This window comes from Streptomyces flaveus (genome assembly GCF_014647675.1).
Taxonomy (GTDB): Bacteria; Actinomycetota; Actinomycetes; order Streptomycetales; family Streptomycetaceae; genus Streptomyces; species Streptomyces flaveus.
On record NZ_BMPQ01000005.1, the window covers coordinates 19,199 to 38,239 of the forward strand.

General features: G+C 69.4%; 18 protein-coding genes. 13 read left to right on the forward strand and 5 right to left on the reverse strand.

The window, feature by feature from the left end; all coding sequences use genetic code 11:
* Nucleotides 1–390 precede the first annotated feature (390 nt).
* From IEZ21_RS11980 to IEZ21_RS11990, 3 genes are all read left to right on the forward strand, one after another.
* Nucleotides 391–750 carry a hypothetical protein gene (locus IEZ21_RS11980; RefSeq protein ID WP_189321876.1) on the forward strand — a complete coding sequence of 120 codons (360 nt, stop codon included), beginning with the start codon at nucleotides 391–393 and terminating at the stop codon, nucleotides 748–750.
* Between the two features lie 157 nt (nucleotides 751–907).
* Entirely contained in the window at nucleotides 908–1,141 is a 234-nt protein-coding gene (locus IEZ21_RS11985) for a hypothetical protein (protein WP_189321877.1), read from the forward strand.
* Nucleotides 1,141–1,533, forward strand: a complete 393-nt coding sequence (locus IEZ21_RS11990) for a type II toxin-antitoxin system VapC family toxin (protein ID WP_189321878.1) — start codon at nucleotides 1,141–1,143, stop codon at nucleotides 1,531–1,533. Before IEZ21_RS11985 ends, IEZ21_RS11990 begins: the two co-directional genes overlap by 1 nt.
* 238 nt (nucleotides 1,534–1,771) lie before the next feature.
* Here the strand turns inward: IEZ21_RS11990 and IEZ21_RS11995 are convergent, their stop codons facing one another.
* On the reverse strand, nucleotides 1,772–3,376 hold the full coding sequence (locus tag IEZ21_RS11995; RefSeq protein ID WP_246567621.1) for an alpha/beta hydrolase: 1,605 nt from the start codon (nucleotides 3,374–3,376) through the stop codon (nucleotides 1,772–1,774).
* A gap of 450 nt (nucleotides 3,377–3,826) precedes the next feature.
* Between IEZ21_RS11995 and IEZ21_RS12000 the strand changes: the two genes are divergently transcribed.
* From IEZ21_RS12000 to IEZ21_RS12010, 3 genes are all read left to right on the forward strand, one after another.
* Complete coding sequence (locus IEZ21_RS12000; RefSeq protein WP_373302215.1) at nucleotides 3,827–4,306, forward strand: MarR family winged helix-turn-helix transcriptional regulator; 480 nt, start codon at nucleotides 3,827–3,829, stop codon at nucleotides 4,304–4,306.
* Between the two features lie 143 nt (nucleotides 4,307–4,449).
* Entirely contained in the window at nucleotides 4,450–6,906 is a 2,457-nt protein-coding gene (locus IEZ21_RS48785; RefSeq protein WP_189321879.1) for an MFS transporter, read from the forward strand.
* 328 nt (nucleotides 6,907–7,234) lie between these two features.
* Nucleotides 7,235–7,819 (forward strand): TetR/AcrR family transcriptional regulator, encoded by a 585-nt coding sequence (locus IEZ21_RS12010; RefSeq protein ID WP_189321880.1) that lies wholly within the window; start codon nucleotides 7,235–7,237, stop codon nucleotides 7,817–7,819.
* 395 nt (nucleotides 7,820–8,214) lie between these two features.
* Here IEZ21_RS12010 and IEZ21_RS12015 read toward each other — a convergent pair whose 3' ends face one another.
* The gene (locus tag IEZ21_RS12015) at nucleotides 8,215–9,237 is read right to left on the reverse strand and encodes an AraC-like ligand-binding domain-containing protein (RefSeq protein ID WP_189321881.1); all 1,023 of its coding nucleotides are present in this window, start codon (nucleotides 9,235–9,237) and stop codon (nucleotides 8,215–8,217) included.
* Nucleotides 9,238–9,335: 98 nt separating this feature from the next.
* On the opposite strand from IEZ21_RS12015, the gene IEZ21_RS12020 reads away from it, so the two are divergent.
* The 4 genes from IEZ21_RS12020 (at nucleotide 9,336) to IEZ21_RS12035 (ending at nucleotide 12,939) form a co-directional block, all read left to right on the forward strand.
* On the forward strand, nucleotides 9,336–10,187 hold the full coding sequence (locus IEZ21_RS12020) for an MBL fold metallo-hydrolase (protein WP_189321882.1): 852 nt from the start codon (nucleotides 9,336–9,338) through the stop codon (nucleotides 10,185–10,187).
* A gap of 324 nt (nucleotides 10,188–10,511) precedes the next feature.
* On the forward strand, nucleotides 10,512–10,715 hold the full coding sequence (locus IEZ21_RS12025; protein ID WP_033320508.1) for a cold-shock protein: 204 nt from the start codon (nucleotides 10,512–10,514) through the stop codon (nucleotides 10,713–10,715).
* Between the two features lie 318 nt (nucleotides 10,716–11,033).
* Nucleotides 11,034–12,560 (forward strand): DEAD/DEAH box helicase, encoded by a 1,527-nt coding sequence (locus IEZ21_RS12030; protein WP_189321883.1) that lies wholly within the window; start codon nucleotides 11,034–11,036, stop codon nucleotides 12,558–12,560.
* Between the two features lie 70 nt (nucleotides 12,561–12,630).
* The gene (locus IEZ21_RS12035) at nucleotides 12,631–12,939 is read left to right on the forward strand and encodes an SCO5918 family protein (protein ID WP_189321884.1); all 309 of its coding nucleotides are present in this window, start codon (nucleotides 12,631–12,633) and stop codon (nucleotides 12,937–12,939) included.
* 87 nt (nucleotides 12,940–13,026) lie between these two features.
* Here the strand turns inward: IEZ21_RS12035 and IEZ21_RS12040 are convergent, their stop codons facing one another.
* Nucleotides 13,027–13,401, reverse strand: coding sequence for a GvpU-like protein (locus IEZ21_RS12040; protein WP_033320505.1), 375 nt, complete (start codon nucleotides 13,399–13,401; stop codon nucleotides 13,027–13,029).
* A gap of 678 nt (nucleotides 13,402–14,079) precedes the next feature.
* On the opposite strand from IEZ21_RS12040, the gene IEZ21_RS12045 reads away from it, so the two are divergent.
* Nucleotides 14,080–14,418, forward strand: a complete 339-nt coding sequence (locus IEZ21_RS12045; protein WP_189321885.1) for a helix-turn-helix domain-containing protein — start codon at nucleotides 14,080–14,082, stop codon at nucleotides 14,416–14,418.
* A 97-nt stretch (nucleotides 14,419–14,515) separates the two neighbouring features.
* Here IEZ21_RS12045 and IEZ21_RS12050 read toward each other — a convergent pair whose 3' ends face one another.
* Nucleotides 14,516–15,565, reverse strand: coding sequence for a Gfo/Idh/MocA family oxidoreductase (locus tag IEZ21_RS12050; protein WP_246567623.1), 1,050 nt, complete (start codon nucleotides 15,563–15,565; stop codon nucleotides 14,516–14,518).
* A 108-nt stretch (nucleotides 15,566–15,673) separates the two neighbouring features.
* Nucleotides 15,674–16,456, reverse strand: a complete 783-nt coding sequence (locus tag IEZ21_RS12055) for a TIM barrel protein (RefSeq protein ID WP_189322247.1) — start codon at nucleotides 16,454–16,456, stop codon at nucleotides 15,674–15,676.
* Nucleotides 16,457–16,643: 187 nt separating this feature from the next.
* Here IEZ21_RS12055 and IEZ21_RS12060 point away from each other — a divergent pair, with 187 nt between their 5' ends.
* Complete coding sequence (locus tag IEZ21_RS12060) at nucleotides 16,644–17,672, forward strand: LacI family DNA-binding transcriptional regulator (protein WP_213089290.1); 1,029 nt, start codon at nucleotides 16,644–16,646, stop codon at nucleotides 17,670–17,672.
* Between the two features lie 547 nt (nucleotides 17,673–18,219).
* Nucleotides 18,220–18,867 carry a DUF3159 domain-containing protein gene (locus IEZ21_RS12065; RefSeq protein WP_189322248.1) on the forward strand — a complete coding sequence of 216 codons (648 nt, stop codon included), beginning with the start codon at nucleotides 18,220–18,222 and terminating at the stop codon, nucleotides 18,865–18,867.
* The last annotated feature ends 174 nt before the right edge of the window (nucleotides 18,868–19,041 follow it).

Sequence of the window (19,041 nt, forward strand, 5' to 3'; positions counted from 1 at the left end):
AACGTGTCCTGTCGACAACCGCAGGTGCCCGGACGAGCACGAGGTTGCCCTACGCATGGCCAGAGAGACCGGCCCCACTTCCTGACCGGCCGGTAAACCGTGTCGCGGGGCGGCCAAGTGCCCGTCCGACCACACCCTGAGGGAACGATGAACACCCGTACGACCGCAGCGACCGCGGTACTCACCGCCGCCCTGCTGCTCACTGCCTGTAGCGGCCCGCCCCACACCGCCGCAACGAGCGCGTCTCGGTCTCCCGGTTCGGGGTCTCCCGGTTCGGGGTCTCCCAGTTCGGGGTCTCCCAGTTCGGGGTCTCCCAGTGCGGGTTCGGCGGGCGGATCCAAGACCGGCGAGGAAGCCCGCAATGGCGGCACGGTCGTCAAGATCAACAAAATGCATGAGGTCGACGGGATCTTCATGGAGGGAGGCACCAAGAGTGCCGGTGCCGAAGCGAAGTATGTGGCCCTGGAGGCCGTCGTCCTCAACGAAACGAAGTCCGGTATGAACCTCACGTGCTCGCCGCCCATCGTCAGCAGCCTGATCGACGACCAGGGCCGCCGTTACGACGCCATCGACGGCCTGGACAAGATCCCGGGGAACCCGGAGTGCGACGAGCGGCTTCAGCCCGGTTCCAAGGACCAGATGGTGTTCGCCTACCTGGTGCCGGAGAGCGCGAAAATCACGGCTTGGGAGTTTTCCGAGTCCGACCGGGAGCCGTCCACCATCGACCTCAGCGGAATCTCCCCGACGTAAGGGTGCTCCGCGGGGTTCGGTGCCGGAGTCTCCAGCGGCACAACGGCCTGATCGACCCGGGCGGCCAGGTCCGGGAATCGAATGGCGTTTTCGTGGCTCCAGAGGGGACGGCAAGCCAGGACTTACCGCGTAAGACGCAACGTCTTACGCTGGCTGCATGGCTGACACCATTACCATCCGCAGCGACCCGGAGACCGAGCACGCCCTGGGCGTTCTGACCCGTGACGGCAGCTCACGCTCGGCGGCCATCCGCCAAGCCGTGCTCGAAGCCGCCCTGCGCAAGGAGCGTGCCGCCGCGATGCGTCGCGCTGTTCTTCGGATGCCGCTCGGCGAACCGGACGGCGTCGACATCGCCGCGGAGATCGCCCGCAGCCGCGAGGACGAGCGCTGATGATCTATCTCGACTCGGCCGCCGTCGTGAAACTCGTCCACGCCGAGGCGGAGACACAGGCGTTGCGCGACTGGCTCGACGAACGGGCGGAGACCGGATGGACGAGTTCGGTTCTGGCAGAGATCGAGTCATCACGGGCCCTGGCACGCTACGCCCCAGAAGCTGTCGCCCGACTCCACCCGGTCCTCGACCTGATCGAGTTGGTGGAGCTGGACGCCGGCATTCGTATTCTGGCCCAGACCGTGAAACCGGCGACCGTACGGAGCCTGGACGCCATTCACCTGGCAACGGCTCTCCGCATCCGCCCCCAGCTCACCTCATTCGTCACGTACGACAAACGACTGGCCGATGCCGCCCAGGCAGCCGGACTGACCGTCGACGTGCCCGCCTGAGACATCTCTCCGCCTCGGGATCTCCCGGCTCGCTTCTGCCGGACGTGCCCTGACGGATCGCGTGACACCACCGCGTTCTACGACGGCGACCACCACAACTGCACCGGCTACGCCCCTCGACGACTGAGCCGGCTCGCAGACGTGCCACGGGGCGCGGCCCGGCCGAAACCGACCCGGACCGCGCCCCGTCACTCAGAACCGGATCAGGACCGGATCCGATCAGGCCACGTCACGCGGTTCACCGGTACATCCCCGTGCCCAGCAGTTCGGGCAGCGGGTTGACGAGACCGCCGCTCGGCGACTGCCGCTGGGCGGAGGGCTCGGTCGGCCAGACCGCGGGGCAATGGGTGCCCTTGCGGGGGGTCTTCAGCGTGAGGAGGTACGTGTCTATGGCGTCACGCGCGCACGGGCTCAGCCAGTAGTCGCCGTGGCCGACTCCGTCGTACGTGAGGAACACGGCCTCGCGGCCGATCTGCCGGGCCGCGTTGGAGCCCCAGGAGTGCGGGGTGGCCACGTCGTAACGGCTGTTGGTGACCAGGATCGGCGGGGTGCCGTCGATCCGGAGCCGGTGCGGCGGGTTGGTCACCTCGGTGGGCCAGTTCTGGCAGCCGGTCAGGTCCGTCCAGGCGAGGGAGTTGAGCCGGGTGACGGGGGCGAGGCCGCTCAGCGCGCGTTCGAAGCGGGCCAGCGTGCCGTACGAGGGCAGGTCGAAGTCGTAGTCCTGGCACATCACCGGGAGGTACGCGAATTCCGTCGGCTCGCCGCGCTTCCCGAAGGACCGGTCCGCCGCGGGCTCGGGGGCGTCCAGGTAGGCGAGGTCCTCCGCGAACTGGAACCAGGTGGCCGGGTCGTACATGTAGCCGAAGGCGAGGCCCTGGAGGTCCTGGGTGGTGAAGGTGTAGGGCGGGTCGCCCGGCAGGACGATCTCACCCGCGTCGGCCCGCTTGTAGAGCGAGTCGAACAGGGCGCGGGTGTCCTGGTCGTGGAGCGCGCAGGACACCGTACGGGCGCACCAGTCGGCGAACTGGCCGTACGACTCCTCCATCGCGATGGTCTCGGTCTTCTGGTAGTTCCACTGGTCCAGGCTGTGGTCCATGTTCGAGTCGAGCGTCATCGCGCGGACGCGGTGCGGGTAGCGCTCGGCGTACTGCTGGCCGATCCCGGTGCCGTAGGAGACGCCGTAGTAGCTGATCCGCTGCTCGCCGAGGCCGGCGCGGATCGCGTCCATGTCGCGGACGACGCTCATGGTGTCCATGTTGTCGACGAGCGGTCCAGTGAGGTCGCGACAGTTCCCGCCGAGCGCGCGGTTGGCCGCACGTAGAGCGGCGAAGGAGGAGGCGCTGTCGGGGTAGAGCAACGCGCCCTGGTCGGCCACCAGGTCCTCGTCGCACTTCACCGGGTTACTGAGGCCGACGCCGCGCGGGTCGAAGCCCACGATGTCGAACCGCTCCAGCAGTTCGGGGGAGAAGCTGTCGGGGGCGCTGAACGCGAAGCCCACCCCGGAGCCGCCCGGGCCGCCGGGGTTGACCAACAGGGAGCCGATGCGCCGGGCGGGGTCGGTGGCCAGGTGGCGATTGATGGCCAGGTCGATGGTGGCGCCGTTCGGCCGCTTCCAGTTCACGGGCACCTTGATGGTGGCGCACTCGAAGGTGCCCTGGCCGGAGGGTGATTCGCAGGGTTCCCAGGCTATTCGCCCGGGCGACGGGGTCTTGGCCGGCTCGGCCGCGGGGGCGGCGACGGCGGTCCCGGCGAGCAACTGGCCGAACAGCGCGGTGACCAGGGCTCCGACAGCAAGTCTCCCGCGCGTTTTCGCGCGCGGGAGCAGTGGGGGGTTGGACGGCACGGATGTTCCTCCATGAATCAGGAGTTCACAGACGGATCAAAGCCTGGATCCAACGCCCTTGTGAATCAAGCAAAATGACGATTAATCAGATACTGGCCGGGCTCAACGCTCCGGCGACGGACCCGGGATGTTCCAAGTCCGGCTACGCTGCCGCGCTGCCCTGATCTCCGCTCGCCGGCATACGCACTGTTGAGCCGCCACTCCCTTCTGCGCCGGCCCGTACTGCCTGCGCACCTCGGCCAGTTGATGCCCACGAGCTTCCGCCAGAAGGCGGCGTGGTCCGGCTTCCGCCTCGGCAGGATCCACGCCCGCCGCGTACAGCTTCTGCTCCAGGGACTCCCAGTCCTGCGGGGCTTCCTGGGCAATCGCGAGCAGGAACGATCCTTACGCGTGGGAGCCCGGCCAATGGGTATGTTGACATAGGTTTCTCGTCATAGGTAGCTTGGCGGCGTGTCCGGTATCAGCGAGGCTCGCCAGAGCCAGAGCATCGACCACGTGGCCGCAGGCCTCGTGGCATGCCTGCCCGCGCTGAACCGGTACGTCGAACGGGGCGTCGCAGGCCAACTGCCCTACCCCAAGCCCCCCGAGCGACAGCTGGCGCTCCTTCGGTACGTCGCCGAACACGACGGCGCCACCGTCCACAAGGCGGCCCGCGCACTGCTGATGAAGCCGAACAACGTCAGCGCCCTGGTCACCCGCCTCACCGAAGCGGGCCTGCTCGAGCGGCACCAGGACAACACCGACAAGCGTGTCGCGCACCTGCGTGTCACCGCCAAGGCCCGTCAGCGCATCGGCGAGGCCGAGGACGTCGCGGCGCGGCAGCTCGCGTCCGCGCTGCTCACCCTCACCGACGGCGACCTCGACGCCCTGGGCTCGGCGCTCGGCGCCCTCGAGGCTCTCACCCGGCGGCTGCGCGACCGCGCCGCCTGACCGGCCCCAACTCTCCGTACGCTCACCGCCCTTGCCGCTGCCGCGGCGGGGGCCGCGTGCGCTGCCCCGCCACTCCCCCACCCCCCACACACGTCCACGCGCTCCCATCTGCGCGCCGTACGTCCTGAGGACACCTCTTTCCCATGCCTGTCACCGCTGTCTCCACAGCGCCCACCCCGGCATCCGCCGCTCCCCAACCTCGCGGTCTCCGCGCCAACCCGTGGCTGACGCTGATCGCCGTCGCGTTCGGCCTGTTCATGGTCGGCCTCGACGGCTCCGTCGTCTCGATCGCCAACGCCGAGATCGCCCGCGACCTGAACGCCACCACCGCGGAACTGCAGTGGGTCACCAACTCCTACCTGCTCGCCCTCGCCGCCGCCCTCATCCTCGGCGGCAAGCTCGGCGACCGCTTCGGGCGCCGCACCCTCTACCTCGTCGGCGTCGTCGGATTCACCATCGCGTCCGTCGCGATCGGCCTCGTCGGCTCGGTCGAGGGCGTCATCGCCTTCCGCGCCGTACAAGGTCTCTTCGGCGCGATGCTCATGCCCAACACCCTCGCGCTGCTGCGCGCCGTGTTCCCGCCGAAGAAGTTCGGCATGGCGGTCGGCATCTGGGCGATGATCTCGTCCGTCTCCACCGCGCTCGGCCCGATCGTCGGCGGACTGCTCGTCGAGCACGTCAACTGGGAGTCCGTCTTCTACATCAACGCCCCCATCGGCGTCATCGCCCTCGTCTTCGGCCTCGTGGTGCTGCCGCAGTCCAGGAACGAGGCCGCCGCGAGCGAGAAGTTCGACGTGCCCGGCGTCGTGCTGCTCGCGCTCGGACTGCTCGCCGTCGTCTTCGGCGTCGTCAAGGGCGAGACGTGGGGCTGGACTTCGGCCGGCACGCTCGGCGCGATCGTCGGAGGGCTGGTCGTCCTGGTCCTCTTCGGCTGGTACGAGACCCGCGTCGCGCACCCTCTCCTGCCCATGCGCCTGTTCCGCAACCCGGCCCTGACCATCGGTACGGTCGTCACCGCGCTGAACTTCTTCATCCTGCTCGGCGTGATCTTCTTCGTGATGCTGTACCTGCAGAACGTACGCGGCTTCACGCCCGTCGAGGCCGGTGTGCGCACCCTGCCGCTCAGCCTCGTCTCCATGCTGGCCTCGCCGCTCGGCGCGAAGCTCACCGAGAAGTTCGGCCCGCGGCTGACCATGCCGCTGGGGATGGTGCTGCAGGCCGGCGCCGCGTTCGCGATGCTCGCGTGGAGCGCCGACTCCTCGTACGCCACCATGTGGCCGCCGTTCGCCGCGCTCGGCCTCGGCGTCGGCATGGTGATGGCCGCGTCGTCCGACGCGATCGTCGGCAACGCGCCCGTCAAGGACGGTGGCGTCGCGGGTGGCCTGCAGGCCACCTCGCTGCAGATCGGCGGCGCGCTCGGCACGTCGGTGCTCGTCTCGATCATCAGCAGCCGCGTCGGCTCCACGCTCACCGACTCGCTGACCGACGCGGGTGTGCCCGGCTCGGTCGCCGCTCGTCTCGAGGAGGCGAAGGACGCGGTCGCGATGGGCGTCGCCCCGGTCACCGACACGATGCCCGTACAGCTCAGGGCGGCCGTGACGGAGGGCAGCCAGACCGCCTTCATGAACGGCGTCCACACGGCCGTCCTCGTCACCGGCGTCCTCGCCCTCGTCGGCGCCGCCCTCGCGGCGCTCGGTCTTCGCCGCCGCGGCGACGACGAGAAGGTGCCGGACCCGGTCGCCTCCTCGGACACACGGGCCGTCGGCACCCCGGACCAGCCGCTCTCCGCGGCCGTCCCGGCGGCGACCGCGAGCGTCCCGGCCGAGGTCCCGTCCGTCGGCGGCACACCGGTCGGCGGCCACGTCCGCAGCGCCGAGTCCGCGCCCGTGCCGCGGGCCGCCGTCACGCTGGTCTCGCTGGGCGGGCGGCAGTTGGGCCGTGCGGTGGCCGGGCCGGACGGCTCGTACCAGGTGGACGTGCCTGGCGTCGGCAGTTATGTGCTCATCGCGTCCGCCGACGGCTACCAGCCGCAGGCGTCCACGGTCGTGGTCGCCGGCGAGCCGGTCTCGTACGACATCCTGCTCTCCGGCACCAGCAGCCTGCTCGGCACGGTCAGGTCGGCCGACACCAAGGAGCCGGTCGTCGGCGCCCTGATGGTCGCGGCCGACGTGCGCGGCGAGGTGATCGCCACCGGACTCACCGGCACGGACGGCGTCTTCACCTTCGCCGAGCTGGTGCCCGGCCAGGTGACCCTCGCGGTGACCGCGGTCGGGTACCGGCCCGTCGCGCTGCCCGTCGAGGTCGCCGTGCAGGGCGTCACCAGGAGCGAGGTCGAGCTGTCCTCCGGCTCACGGGTGCAGGGCGTGGTCACGGCCGCGGGCCGGCCGCTGAACGACGCGCGGGTCACGCTCGTCGACACGGCCGGCAACGTGGTGGCCACCGCGACCACCGGCGAGGACGGCGGCTACGCCTTCACCGACCTGGACGGCGGCGAGTACTCGGTCATGGCGACCGGCTACCCGCCGCGGGCCACCCATCTGACCGTGCACGGCTCCGGCGTGGACGGCCACGACATCGAGCTCTCCCACCAGGGCGAGTGACAGAAACCGGGCCGGGCGCGCCTGGAGCGGAGGTGCGCCCGGCCCGGTCGGGAAGACCCTGGACCTGGTAGTCGGAGACCGACCCGGCTCGGTGCCGGATGAAGAGGTCGGGGCGGGCCGGGGGGATCGGCCCGCCCCCACCAGCGGGGCACAGGGGAGAGTTGGACCGCGGTGCGGTCCGTGCCCCGCGTCCGTGGGGCTCGCACGGTCATACGGCGAGCGTCTCCTTCGGCGGGACTTCCATCCCCACCTGTGAGACAGTATGTATCGAAGAAGGGTTATGAGTCAACGCGTCTCACAGATCGCCCCGAGAGAAAGATGTATCCCGATGTCCCGGACCAACGACGACCCTCGCGCCCTCCGCAGCCGCGCCGCCGCCCTGACCGCCGCCACCGAACTCCTCGTCGAAGGCGGCCCCGAAAACGTCACCCATGCCACCGTCGCCCGACGAGCCGGAATCGGACGCGCCACCGTCTACCGACACTGGCCCGACCAGCAGACCCTCCTCATCGACGCACTCGCCAACGACGTCCGCCCCCTGCTCACCTTCGACGACAGCCCCGTCCGCGACCAACTGATGACCCAGATGGAACAGATGACCCATCGGTTCAACCAACCGGCCGCCGTGACGGTCCTCATCACGATCATTCAGCAGGCCGAGCGGGACAAGGACGCACGGCGCATCCGCGAGGAGATCTTCGGCCAGGCCGACGAACACTTCGCCCGCGCACTCGCCGCCGCCGTCGAACGCGGTGAACTCCGCCCCGGCGTTCAGGAGCACGCCACAGATCTCATCGCCCGCATCGTCGGCCCCCTGCTCTTCCAGCGCTTCCTGCTCGGCGAACGGCTCGACAAGGACACCGTCGCAGACGAGGTCGACACCGCACTCGCCCCCTGGCTGCCGAACACGTGACAGACCAACGTCTCCGACCGGGGGTGACGGGACAGCCGGCTGGGACGGGTGGGGGTAGGGCCGTGGCGTGGGATGTTGTCGCGATGGTCGTCGCGTCGGAGTTCGCGGCTCGCTCGCCGTCGAGAAGGACGCCGGTGGGACCGGCGTCCTCGACGAGGCGGCCGTGGAGGAGCACCTCGCGGGTGTCGACGGCGTCGAAACCGGCGGCGTCCCGGTTGTCGTGGGACTCGCGGGCCCGTGTCCGAGTGTCCGATCCGGCGCGGTCGACAGCGGGACGATGAAGCCGCCACCCACCGCGATCGCCGGCTCGTACGGCTTCGTGATCGGCGTCGCGGTCGCCACCGCCCGGCCGGCCTCTGAGCCTCCATCTCAGGGCCCTCTTCTCAGGACCGACGTCAACTGCCGGGCGAAGTACGGAAGTTGGCGGGGCTGGTGCCGTACCGGGCCTTGAACGCCCGGGAGAAGTGTGACGGGTCCTTGAAGCCGACGCGCAGGGCGATGTCTGCGATCGTCGGGGCGTCCTGGCCGGGCGGCCTCAGCAGCATGGTGCGGGCCCGGTCGAGTCGCCGGTCGTAGAGCCAGGTCCGGGGCGTGGTTCCCGCTTCCTGGAAGAGCTGGTGGAGATAACGCAGGGAGAAACCGAGGGCGTGACCGGCGGCGAGCAGGGTGAGTCCGGGATCGTGCAGCCGTTCGTCGAGGTACTCCATGGCACGTCTCAGGTCACGGCGGTGGACGGCCGAACCCGCTGCGCCGGCGCTGTCGGCGTGGGCGTCGTACACAGCGGCGAGCAGGTCCAGGACGTTCGCCGTGACCGAGTGGGCCAGCCCTTCGTCGAGAGCGCGGCCCTCTTCGGCGAGCGCGCGCAGGACAGGGCTGACGAACGCGCCCGGGCCGCCCGTGGCCCGGAACGGCACTGCTGTGATCCGTTCGGCCGTCGCACACCGGGAGGTGAGCATCCCGCGCGGTATCTGCAGGACCACCGAGCGGAAGCGCTCCTCGAACCGGAAGACATACGGCCTGGCGCTGTCGACCAGCGTGAAGTCGCCCGGCCCCATCGCGCCCGAACGGTCGTCCTGCCGCACGGTCCCCGACCCCTCGCAGATCAGCGTGAGGAAGAAGTCCTCCCCCTCCGCCCGGCGGACAAGTGCGGGGGTACGGGCGGCCTCGTGCGGGTCGGCGCTCACCGTACTGAGGCGCAGCCCGCCCGTCTCCCGGGCCACCGCCCGCGCGTCGAAGCCGGCCGTCCGCGCGGCGGTGGCCGGTGCGGGCACCCCCGCTGCGAGCATCGCGACGAACGCCGTACGGGTGACCTCGTTCCAGTAATCCCACTGGTCACCCCCGTCGAGACCGACCGTGGAGAAGCTCCGCTCGGCCGTGGCCGTGCGCTCCGGTACCGGAGACCGCGCGCTCCCAGTCATGTCGCTCATCATCAGGTTTCCTTAGCGTTACGCCACGGCTCAGAGCATGGCACGGCACTGAGCGGGACGAAACAGGCCGCATCGCAAAGGACTGCCCCATGCTGACCACCATCTACTCGCAGGAGCGAGGCGGACTCCGCTTCGATGTCTTCGCCGGCTCCGAGCCCGCCCTGTCGCCCAACTGCGTCCTCATCAGCGGCGAGCGGGACGCGATCCTGATCGACGTCCAGTTCGTCCGCGACGAGGCGCGCGAACTGGCCGAACGCGTCCGCGACACCGGCAGGAACCTCAAGGCCGCGTACATCACGCACGCCCACCCCGACCACTACGGCGGCATGGCCGAGATCCAGGCCGCCTTCCCCGACACCCCGATCTTTGCCAGACAGGGAGTCATCGACGGGATCCTGGAGTGGCCGGCCAAGCGCCTGCACTGGCAGGAGGCCTACGGGGACCAGATCCCGGACGAGATGCCGGTTCCCCGGCCGCTGACCGGAGAGCGCGGCTCCCTCGAAGGACACGAGGTGGTCTTCGTGGACCTGCCGGTCGCGGAGACGGTCCACGCCACCGCCTTCCACGTGCCCGGATCGGGGGCTCTGATCGCCGGGGACCTGCTCAACCACCACTCGCACTGCTACATGGCGGACACCAACAACCCCGGATCCTGGCTGACCGCCCTGGACCTGGTGCAGGCACTGGGCGAACTCACGATCGTCGTCCCTGGCCACGGCCCGGTGGGCGGAACGGAGGTCATCGACGACACCAGGACCTGGCTGCAGGACTACCAGGAGGTCGCGAGGCCCCGGGTGCCCGTCGCCGACATCGCCCGGGAGATGGGCCGTCGGCACCCGGACCGGGCTCTGCCCATGCTGCTCTGGCTCACCCGTGGGCCCTCGTTCGGCCTGGTCGGCCCGAAGGAACTGGGTGTGCCACCGGAGGTCTTCGGGGGCTGAGCCGGAAGCCCTGCCGGGCAGAAACGCTGGGGTCCGGGCGAGCCAATATCTGTGGCCGCGAAATGAGAAATAGACGCCACGCTCGATGAAGGTTCCTTGCTCGGCAGGTGGAGCAGAGTTATCCAGCGCATACGGTCGATCGCACCGTGCTACTGTCGACTCCAGTTGCAGTTGTGGTTCCCGAACACTTGGGAGCATCCTCACCGGTTTCATATACCGGTAGAGCTCCTTACATAACCGGTTGTTTTCCGGCGGGGTGATCATCACGGCGACGCGGAGTCCGCACAGTGTGGACTCCGAGCACCGTCCCAAAGGAGATTCAACATGGCTGCCGGCACCGTGAAGTGGTTCAACGCGGAAAAGGGCTTCGGCTTCATCGAGCAGGACGGCGGCGGCGCCGACGTCTTCGCCCACTACTCGAACATCGCCGCTCAGGGCTTCCGTGAGCTGACGGAGGGCCAGAAGGTGACCTTCGACATCGCGCAGGGCCAGAAGGGCCCGACGGCCGAGAACATCGTTCCCGCCTGACGCTGACACGTACTTCGCAGCTGGGGCCCGCACCTTGGGGTGCGGGCCCCAGCTGATCGGTTTTCAGGGCGCGGGCTGCCTGCCGGCCCGTCCCTCGCAGTTTCAGCCGCAGGCTGATCCAGGGACAGGTTCCCCTTGATCCCCGGCTGCCGGGATCTCACCATTTTCGTGAGAGACGAATCCCACACGCATTCTCTACACATTCCCTTCGGGATCAAATTCGATCCCGCATTGTCTTCGGCTCGTTCTCGCGATTCTCTGCGCTGCTCATTTGCTGCGGGAATTCCTTGATACGTGCCACATCAAGGAAGGTCCCGCATGAACCGCACGCGTACAAACGATCGCTTCGTCCGTACTCGCACCGGAAGTTCCCCCTCCAAAAGGGGTGGCAGCCGTTACGGAGCCGGAACTGGAGCCGCGGTTTCCGGCCGCTCCGGTGCTCCGCGCCGTCCCGAAGGTCACGGACGCCGACAGGCCGCGCCTCAGGGCGAGTTCGCACTGCCGAAGACGATCACCCCCGCGCTCGATGCCGTCGAGACGTTCGCCGATCTCGCCATGCCGGCGCAGTTGCTGGCCGCACTCGGCCACGAAGGCGTGACCGCACCGTTCCCGATCCAGGCGGCGACCCTGCCGAACTCCCTCGCGGGCCGCGACGTACTCGGCCGTGGCCGCACCGGTTCGGGCAAGACCCTCGCCTTCGGCCTCGCGCTTCTCGCCCGTACGGCCGGTCAGCGCGCCGAGCCCAGGCAGCCGCTGGCCCTCGTCCTCGTACCCACCCGCGAGCTCGCCCAACAGGTCACCGACGCGCTCACTCCGTACGCCCGCGCTGTGCGGCTGCGGCTGACCACCGTGGTCGGCGGGATGTCGATCGGCAGGCAGGCGGGGGCACTGCGCGGCGGTGCGGAGGTCGTCGTCGCCACGCCGGGCCGGCTCAAGGACCTCATCGACCGCGGCGACTGCCGACTCGACCGCGTCGCCATCACCGTCCTGGACGAGGCCGACCAGATGACCGACATGGGCTTCATGCCCCAGGTCACCGCGCTGCTCGACCAGGTGCGTCCCGAGGGCCAGCGGATGCTCTTCTCGGCCACCCTGGACCGTAACGTCGATCTGCTGGTCCGCCGCTATCTGCACGACCCGGTGGTCCACTCCGTCGACCCGTCCGCGGGGGCGGTCGCCACCATGGAGCACCACGTACTCCACGTACACGGCGCGGACAAGCACCGGACAACCACCGAGATCGCGGCACGCGAGGGCCGGGTGCTCATGTTCCTGGACACCAAGCACGCGGTGGACCGGCTGACCGAGCATCTGCTGAACAGCGGCGTCCGTGCCGGTGCCCTGCACGGTGGCAAGTCCCAGCCGCAGCGCACACGGACCCTGGCCCAGTTCAAGACCGGGCATGTGACGGTCCTGGTGGCGACCAACGTCGCGGCGCGCGGAATCCACGTCGACAACCTCGATCTGGTCGTGAACGTCGATCCGCCCAGCGACCACAAGGACTATCTGCACCGTGGCGGCCGCACGGCACGCGCCGGCGAGTCCGGCAGCGTCGTCACCCTGGTGACCCCCAACCAGCGCCGCGACATGAGCCGGCTGATGGCCTCCGCTCGCATCACCCCCCAAACCACCCAAGTGCGTTCGGGCGAAGCGGAGTTGAGCCGCATCACAGGCGCTCAGGCCCCCTCGGGTGTCCCGGTCGTCATCACCGCGCCGGCCGCGGAACGCCCCCGGCGCAGCGCCTCTTCCTCGTCTCGGGGCCGCCGCGGCCGCAGCGGCCAGGGCCGGTCCACCGGCCAGGCGGCACGCCGCACGGCACAGCGCGCCTCCAACCCGACGGCCTGAGCGACCCCGATCGCCTGGACCCACCTCACCCGATCAGCCCCGTACTCGTTCTCCGTCCCTGTGAGGCATCATGCGCTGTGTCATCGCCCGGTTCCCGTTCGACCTCTTCAAGCACGAAGTACTGGCCTCCATGAAGGGCGTCAAGCCCGAGCCCATCACGGGTGAGTCCGTACTCATCGGCCGCCGCCACTACCCCGTCAAGCAAGTGGGCGAAATCATCACACGGCAGGACCGCCGTGACTTCACCAGCGGTGAGGTCACCCGCGCCATGAGCCGCCTCGGTTTCACCTGCCGCGGCGGCGAGGAGAGCGCACCCGCCGCGCCCGTCCTCACTCCGTTGCAGACGGCATCGGCCCTGCTCAGCGGGCCCACCGCCTGAAACCATGAGGACCGGCGGAAGCCGGCACCACAGCATCGATGAGGGCCCTGCCGACACACGTCGGCAGGGCCCTCATCGCGTGGCGCCCTACGGTTCGGAGTAACTGAAGTCGCCCACGGTCCAGGCACTGACGTCGCTGATCGCGACTCGGTACATTCCACCCGTCTCGGGGATCCCGACACTTCCCTGCAGGATCCGGGCGAGATGGAAGTGCAGATGCGTGGGCGGCTCGCCGCGCTCGGGTCGGTCCTCTGTCCGGTCGGCTGTGAAGACACCGGAGAACCGGCCGAGACGGTCCGAGTCCTTCAGCACCTCCGACACTCGCTCCCTCCACACGGCTTCGGGAGCCAGTCGGCCGGTGATGACAGCTCCGCCGACCACCACAGTCAGCGACATCTGGTTGCTTTGCGCGGACTCCACCATGGTGGCGATGTCCACGAGCAGGTCGTCAGGTTTCGACATGAGAGCCGATTTTATGCAGCGGCCGGTCCGCCGTGCTCATTTCCTGTACGTGACTGCCGGCGCCGACATGAGGCCGGCGAACCGGCGCGGTGAGAGACCGGCGCGCCGGAGCTCATGGTCCACCGTGTCCGCGCTGTCGGCTGCCGCAAAATACCTGCGTCTCAAGGGCGCCGAAATCTACTCTCGTCAGAGTAGACATTTGCCGGTGATCTAGCTAAGGTTCCTTTCGTAGACACGGTCAAGGAAGCCCGGCAGACACGAACTGCCAGGCAGTAGTACACGAAGTTCGCAGGTCAGAGTGACTGTGGAGTTCCGGAGCCAGGTTGTTCGCAGGACGGTGACGGGACTGGCAGTCGCACTGGGCGGCTCGCAGGTCGAGGGGCCGCCGACAGCAAAACCAGCAGTGCATCAGCAGTTCAGAGGAAGCACGAAGGGAGCAGACGCCATCAGGATCGCCCGGCCCAGGAAACATTCGGCCGGGTACCGCAAGACCCCGGATTGGAAGGTGGTCCCCGGTCACGTATCCACGGTCCCCGCACTCCCGCCCCTCTTCCGGGCCGGATAGCGGAAACAGCAGGTCGGCACAGCAGTAGAGCCGACAGATGGTGTACAAACCCTTCGGGGCCCTGGTGCCATATGGCACCAGGGCCCCTCGACGCGTCGTACAACGAGGTGTAAATGACAGCAGATACTCCGCTCAGCGGTCGTCTGGACGACGACGACTACCCCGCATACACGATGGGCCGGGCCGCCGAAATGCTCGGCACCACCCCCGGCTTCCTCCGGGCCCTCGGTGAGGCCCGTCTGATCACTCCGCTCCGCTCGGAGGGCGGGCACCGGCGGTACTCCCGCTACCAACTGCGGATCGCCGCTCGCGCCCGCGAACTCGTCGACAAGGGGACCCCGATCGAGGCGGCCTGCCGCATCGTCATCCTTGAGGACCAGCTCGAGGAAGCACAGCGCATCAACGCCGAGTACCGCCGCGCCGCGAAGGAAGAGCCCGACGGTTCCAACTGAGTGCGCCGGCGCGGGCTGTGGGCGCGAAGGGCTCGGACACGCGGGGTGAGGCACGGCGGGGACGAGAAGGCGTCCGACGCGCGCGTGGACGGTCGCGTCAGAGATCCTTGAGCTGGTCGATGCGGACGGTGCCGCCGGTGGTGACGGACTCGATGGCGGCAAGGGCGATGGACAGGGCGGCTCGGGCGTCCTCGCCGGTGGCCGTGGGGGCGCGGCCGGTGCGGGCACTGTCGGTGAAGTCGGCGAGTTCGGCCACGTAGGCGTCGTGGAAGAGGTGCTGGTCGTAGGTGACGCACTCGGCGTTGGCGCCGTCGGGGCCGTATGCGGTCAGGTGGGTGCGGCGGAGGTCGCCCATCGTGAGCATGCCGGCCGAGCCGAGGACTTCGGCGCGTACGTCGTAGCCGTAGACGGCCTGGAAGCTGGCCTCGGCGGTGGCTAGGGCGCCGTTGTCGAAACGGACGGTGACGACGGCGGTGTCGAGCAGGCCGTGATCCTTGAAGTCGGGGCGGATCAAGGCGTCCGCCAACGCGGAAACCTCGACGGGTTCGGCGCCGGGGTTGAGGTGGCGCAGGATGTCGAAATCGTGGATGAGGGTTTCCAGGAAGATCGTCCACGGGGGTATACGGGCCGGGTCGGCCAGTTTCGGGTCGCGGGTGAGCGAGCGCAGCAGCTGGGGTGTGCCGATGGCACCGGCGGTGATCTTCTCGTGGGCGGCCCTGAAGCCCGGGTCGTAGCGGCGGTTGAAGCCGACCTGGAGTGGTACGCCGGCGTCGGCGGCGGCCTTGATGGCGCGGTCGGCCTCGGCGAGGGTGACGGCCATGGGTTTCTCGCAGTAGACCGCCTTGCCCGCCTTGGCCGCCGCCTCGACGAGGTCGGCGTGGGTGCGGGCCGGGGTGGCGATCACCACCGCGTCGATGTGCGGGTCGGCGAGGAGGTCGCCAATGTCCGTGTGGGCGGCGGTGCAGCCGAGGCGGTCGCCCAAGCTCTGCGCGGTGCCCGGGGCGGGGTCGGCGATGGCGGCGAGCCGGACGCCCGGGAGACGGTGGGCGAGGGTCTCGGCGTGGAAGACGCCCATGCGTCCGGCGCCGATGAGGCCGACGGCGAGAGGCTGTTGGGTGGTCCTGGGGACGGTCATGGAGGTGGTCATGGGAGTGCTCCGTACGTCATGGTCGGAGGCCGTCGGGATCGTCGGATCCCGACGGTCAGAAGCCGCGGGATCGTCGGATCCCGGCGAGCAGGCAGAGGGCAGAGGGCTTCAGAGGGTGAAGGCGGAGCGGAAGCGCTCCAGGGCGAGTTCGCTGCCGCCGGAGGCCCACGCCTCCATCGCGACCGTTCCCTCATAGCCGAGTTCTTTGAGGGTGCGGGCGATGGCGGGGTAGTTGATCTCGCCGGTTCCGGGTTCGCAGCGGCCGGGGACGTCGGCGACCTGGATCTCGCCGATCAGGCCCAGGACGTGGGCCTTGCGGACCAGCTCGATCAGGTTCCCCTCGCCGATCTGGGCGTGGTAGAGGTCCAGGTTCATCCGGAGCCCGGACCGGTCCACCGCCTGGACCAGGGCCAGGGTGTCGGCGGCCGTTGCGAACGGCACGCCGGGGTGGTCGACGGCCGTGTTGAGGTTCTCCAGGGTGAAGGTGACTCCGGCGCTCTCACCCAGCTCGGCGAGTCGGGTGAGCGTGCGGCGGGCGGCGATCCACATCTCGCCGGTGGCCGCACCGGTCACCGGCGCCACCGGCAGGCCCTTGTCGTCCAGGCCGGTGCCGTGCAGGTTCAGCCGGGGACAGCCCAGTTGCTCGGCCGCCCGGAGTGACTCCTCAGCGGTGCGCAGGAGTTCGGCCGCACCCTCCTCGTCGGTCAGACTGCCCCGGATGTACCCGGTCATGGACGAGAACTCGGCCGGAGTCCGCGCCAGGGCGTCGAGATCATGCCGGGTCCAGTCCCAGATCTCGACCTGGAAACCTGCGTCGTGGATGCGCCGTGCCCGTTCGTCGACTGGCAGATCCAGGAAGACCATCTCGGCACAGACCGCCAGTGTGTACATCGCCACCCGCCCTTTCTCCGTGTTCGGTTCTGATCTAGAACGTTCTAGTAACTAGAACGTTCTAGATCTGCCTGTGAGCAGAAGTACGCCAGTCGCCACGCAGACCTGTCAAGACTTCGGTAGCCGACGAATGCTAGAACGTTCTATAGTTGGCTTCCGAGAAGGCGACTCCGACCAGGGAGGACAGGTGCCAGGAACCCCGGCGGTCCCCGCCGGAAAGCGGCCGACGCTCGCGGACGTGGCGGCGCGGGCAGGCGTGTCCACGGCCCTGGTCTCCATCGTGATGCGCGACGCGAAGGGCGCCAGTGCGGCCACCCGCGAGCGCGTCCTTCAGGCCGCGCGGGAGATCGGTTACCGTCCGGACGCCCGGGCACGGCTGCTGCGCAGCCAGCGTTCCCGGCTACTCGGGGTGCAGTTCGGCCTCCAGCATCCGTTCCACACCGACCTGGTGGAGGGCCTCTACGCGGCGGCCGAACCGGCCGGCTACCAGATCGCGCTGAGCGCCGTGGCCGCCGGGCGCGGCGAGCAGCGCGCCGTCGAGTCGCTGCTCGCCGACCGCTGCGAGGCGCTGATCCTGCTCGGCCCACAGGCCCCCGCCGCGCGACTGGCGGAGCTGGCCGGGCAACTGCCGGTCGTCTCCGTGGCCCGCCGGCTGCGGCCGTCCGTCCCCGGCCTGGAGGTCGTACGGACCGCCGACGACGAGGGTGCCCGGCAGGCGGTGGACCACCTCGTCGCTCTGGGCCACCGCGACATCGTCCACATCGACGGCGGCCGGGCACCGGGCGCGGCCGACCGGCGCCGCGGCTACCGCACCGCCATGAACCGCCACGGCCTGGCCGAACACATCCGCATCCTCCCCGCCGGGCTCACCGAGGAGGACGGCGCCGACGCCGCCCGCGCCCTGTCGGCCGACCGACCGCACCCCACCGCCGTGATGGCCTTCAACGACCGCTGCGCGACCGGCGTACTCGACGTCTTCCTCCGCGCCGGCATCGCGGTCCCCGACGACATCTCCGTCGTCGGCTTCGACGACAGCCATCTGGCCCGACTGGCCCACATCGACCTCACCACCGTCGGACAGGACATCCCCCGCCTCGCCCACCTCGCCGTCAGCCGGGCCGTCGCACGCCTGGAGGGCGACAAGAGCCCCGCCGGGGAAGACGTCATCACCCCCCGCCTCGTCGTCCGGAGCACGACCGCCCCGCCCTCGCTCTGAGCCGTTCGCGCCCAGTGCGATGGCGGATTCCCCGCTGTACGGCTCCGAGTCGGGCCACGGAGTTCCATCCCGAGGTCCCATCCCGAGCCTTCGCCGACACGAGCCGCTCTCCGGCCGCGAGGTCAGCCGCTCTTCCCCGGCTCCGGCGTGGTGGTGCCCGCCGGGCGGCGCGGAGCATGGCCCTGTAGAGGACGTCATGCTCGGGCGAGGCGGGCAGGGGGCCGCGGCGTTCGCGGCCTCCGGCGTCATCAAGGCCACCAAGTTCCGCGAGCAGCGCACTCGTTCCGTCGTCTCGTAGCGCCGGGCGTGATCTGGCAGCGCTTCGGAGTGCCCGGACACGCGCGCATCGGCTCTTCACCGATTCGACGGGTGCGCTGAGCAGGCGCCCCTTCGACTGTGATGCACGCCACATCCCTGACGGTAGCCATCCATGTCACCTAGTGCCAACATGACATTAAGTGACACGCCGGGACGTGCCTCGTCCCCTACGAACCCGGAAGAGATGATCACCGTGAACACCACGCCCCGCCAGGAGTCGACGACCGACATGCAGACGAACTCCAGGCCCGGTCAGCCGAAGCAGAAGCAGAAATCGGCCCTTGAGCAGGCGGGCGGGTCCAAGGCACTGGTCTACTCGGCGCTGCCCGTCCTGGCCTTCGTCGTCGCCAACAACGCCCGCGGGCTGAAGACGGCGATCATCGCCTCGGCCGCCGTCGCGCTGGGCATCGCCGCGGAGCGGCTGAAACGCAAGGAATCGATCATGCCGGCCATCGGCGGCGTGTTCGGTGTCGCGATCACCGCCGGCATCTCCTGGTACACGGGATCCGCCAAGGACTACTTCCTCATCGGCATCTGGGCAAGCCTGGCCGGTGCCGTCCTCTTCCTCGCCTCCGTGCTGGCGCGGTGGCCCCTGGCCGGTGTGATCTGGAACTCCGCGACCGGTAAGGGCAACGTGTGGCGTGCGGACAAGCTCTCGCGGTTCTACTACGACATCGCCACCCTGGTGCTGGCCTTCATCTTCGGCTCCCGGTTCGCGGTCCAGGGATACCTCTACGAAGCGGACAAGGTCGATGAGCTGGGCGTGGCCAAGATCGTCATGGGTTACCCGCTCCTGGGCATCGGTCTCCTGGTGGTCGCCTGGGCCGCCCGGCTCTCGAACAAGCGGCTGAAGGCCGTCGGACTGCTGCCCGCCTGACGCGCCTGAGCGCCGCACCCCTCCAACTCGCAACTCGCTGTCTCCTGCCGGACGGGCCCTGATCGGGCTCGTCCGGCAGTCGCGTTGCCCGTGGTCGGGAGAGTGGGCCGACCGGTCGATCGTGGCGGCGCCGTCCACCGTCATGGCAGGTGAGTTGACGGCCGACCGGATCGG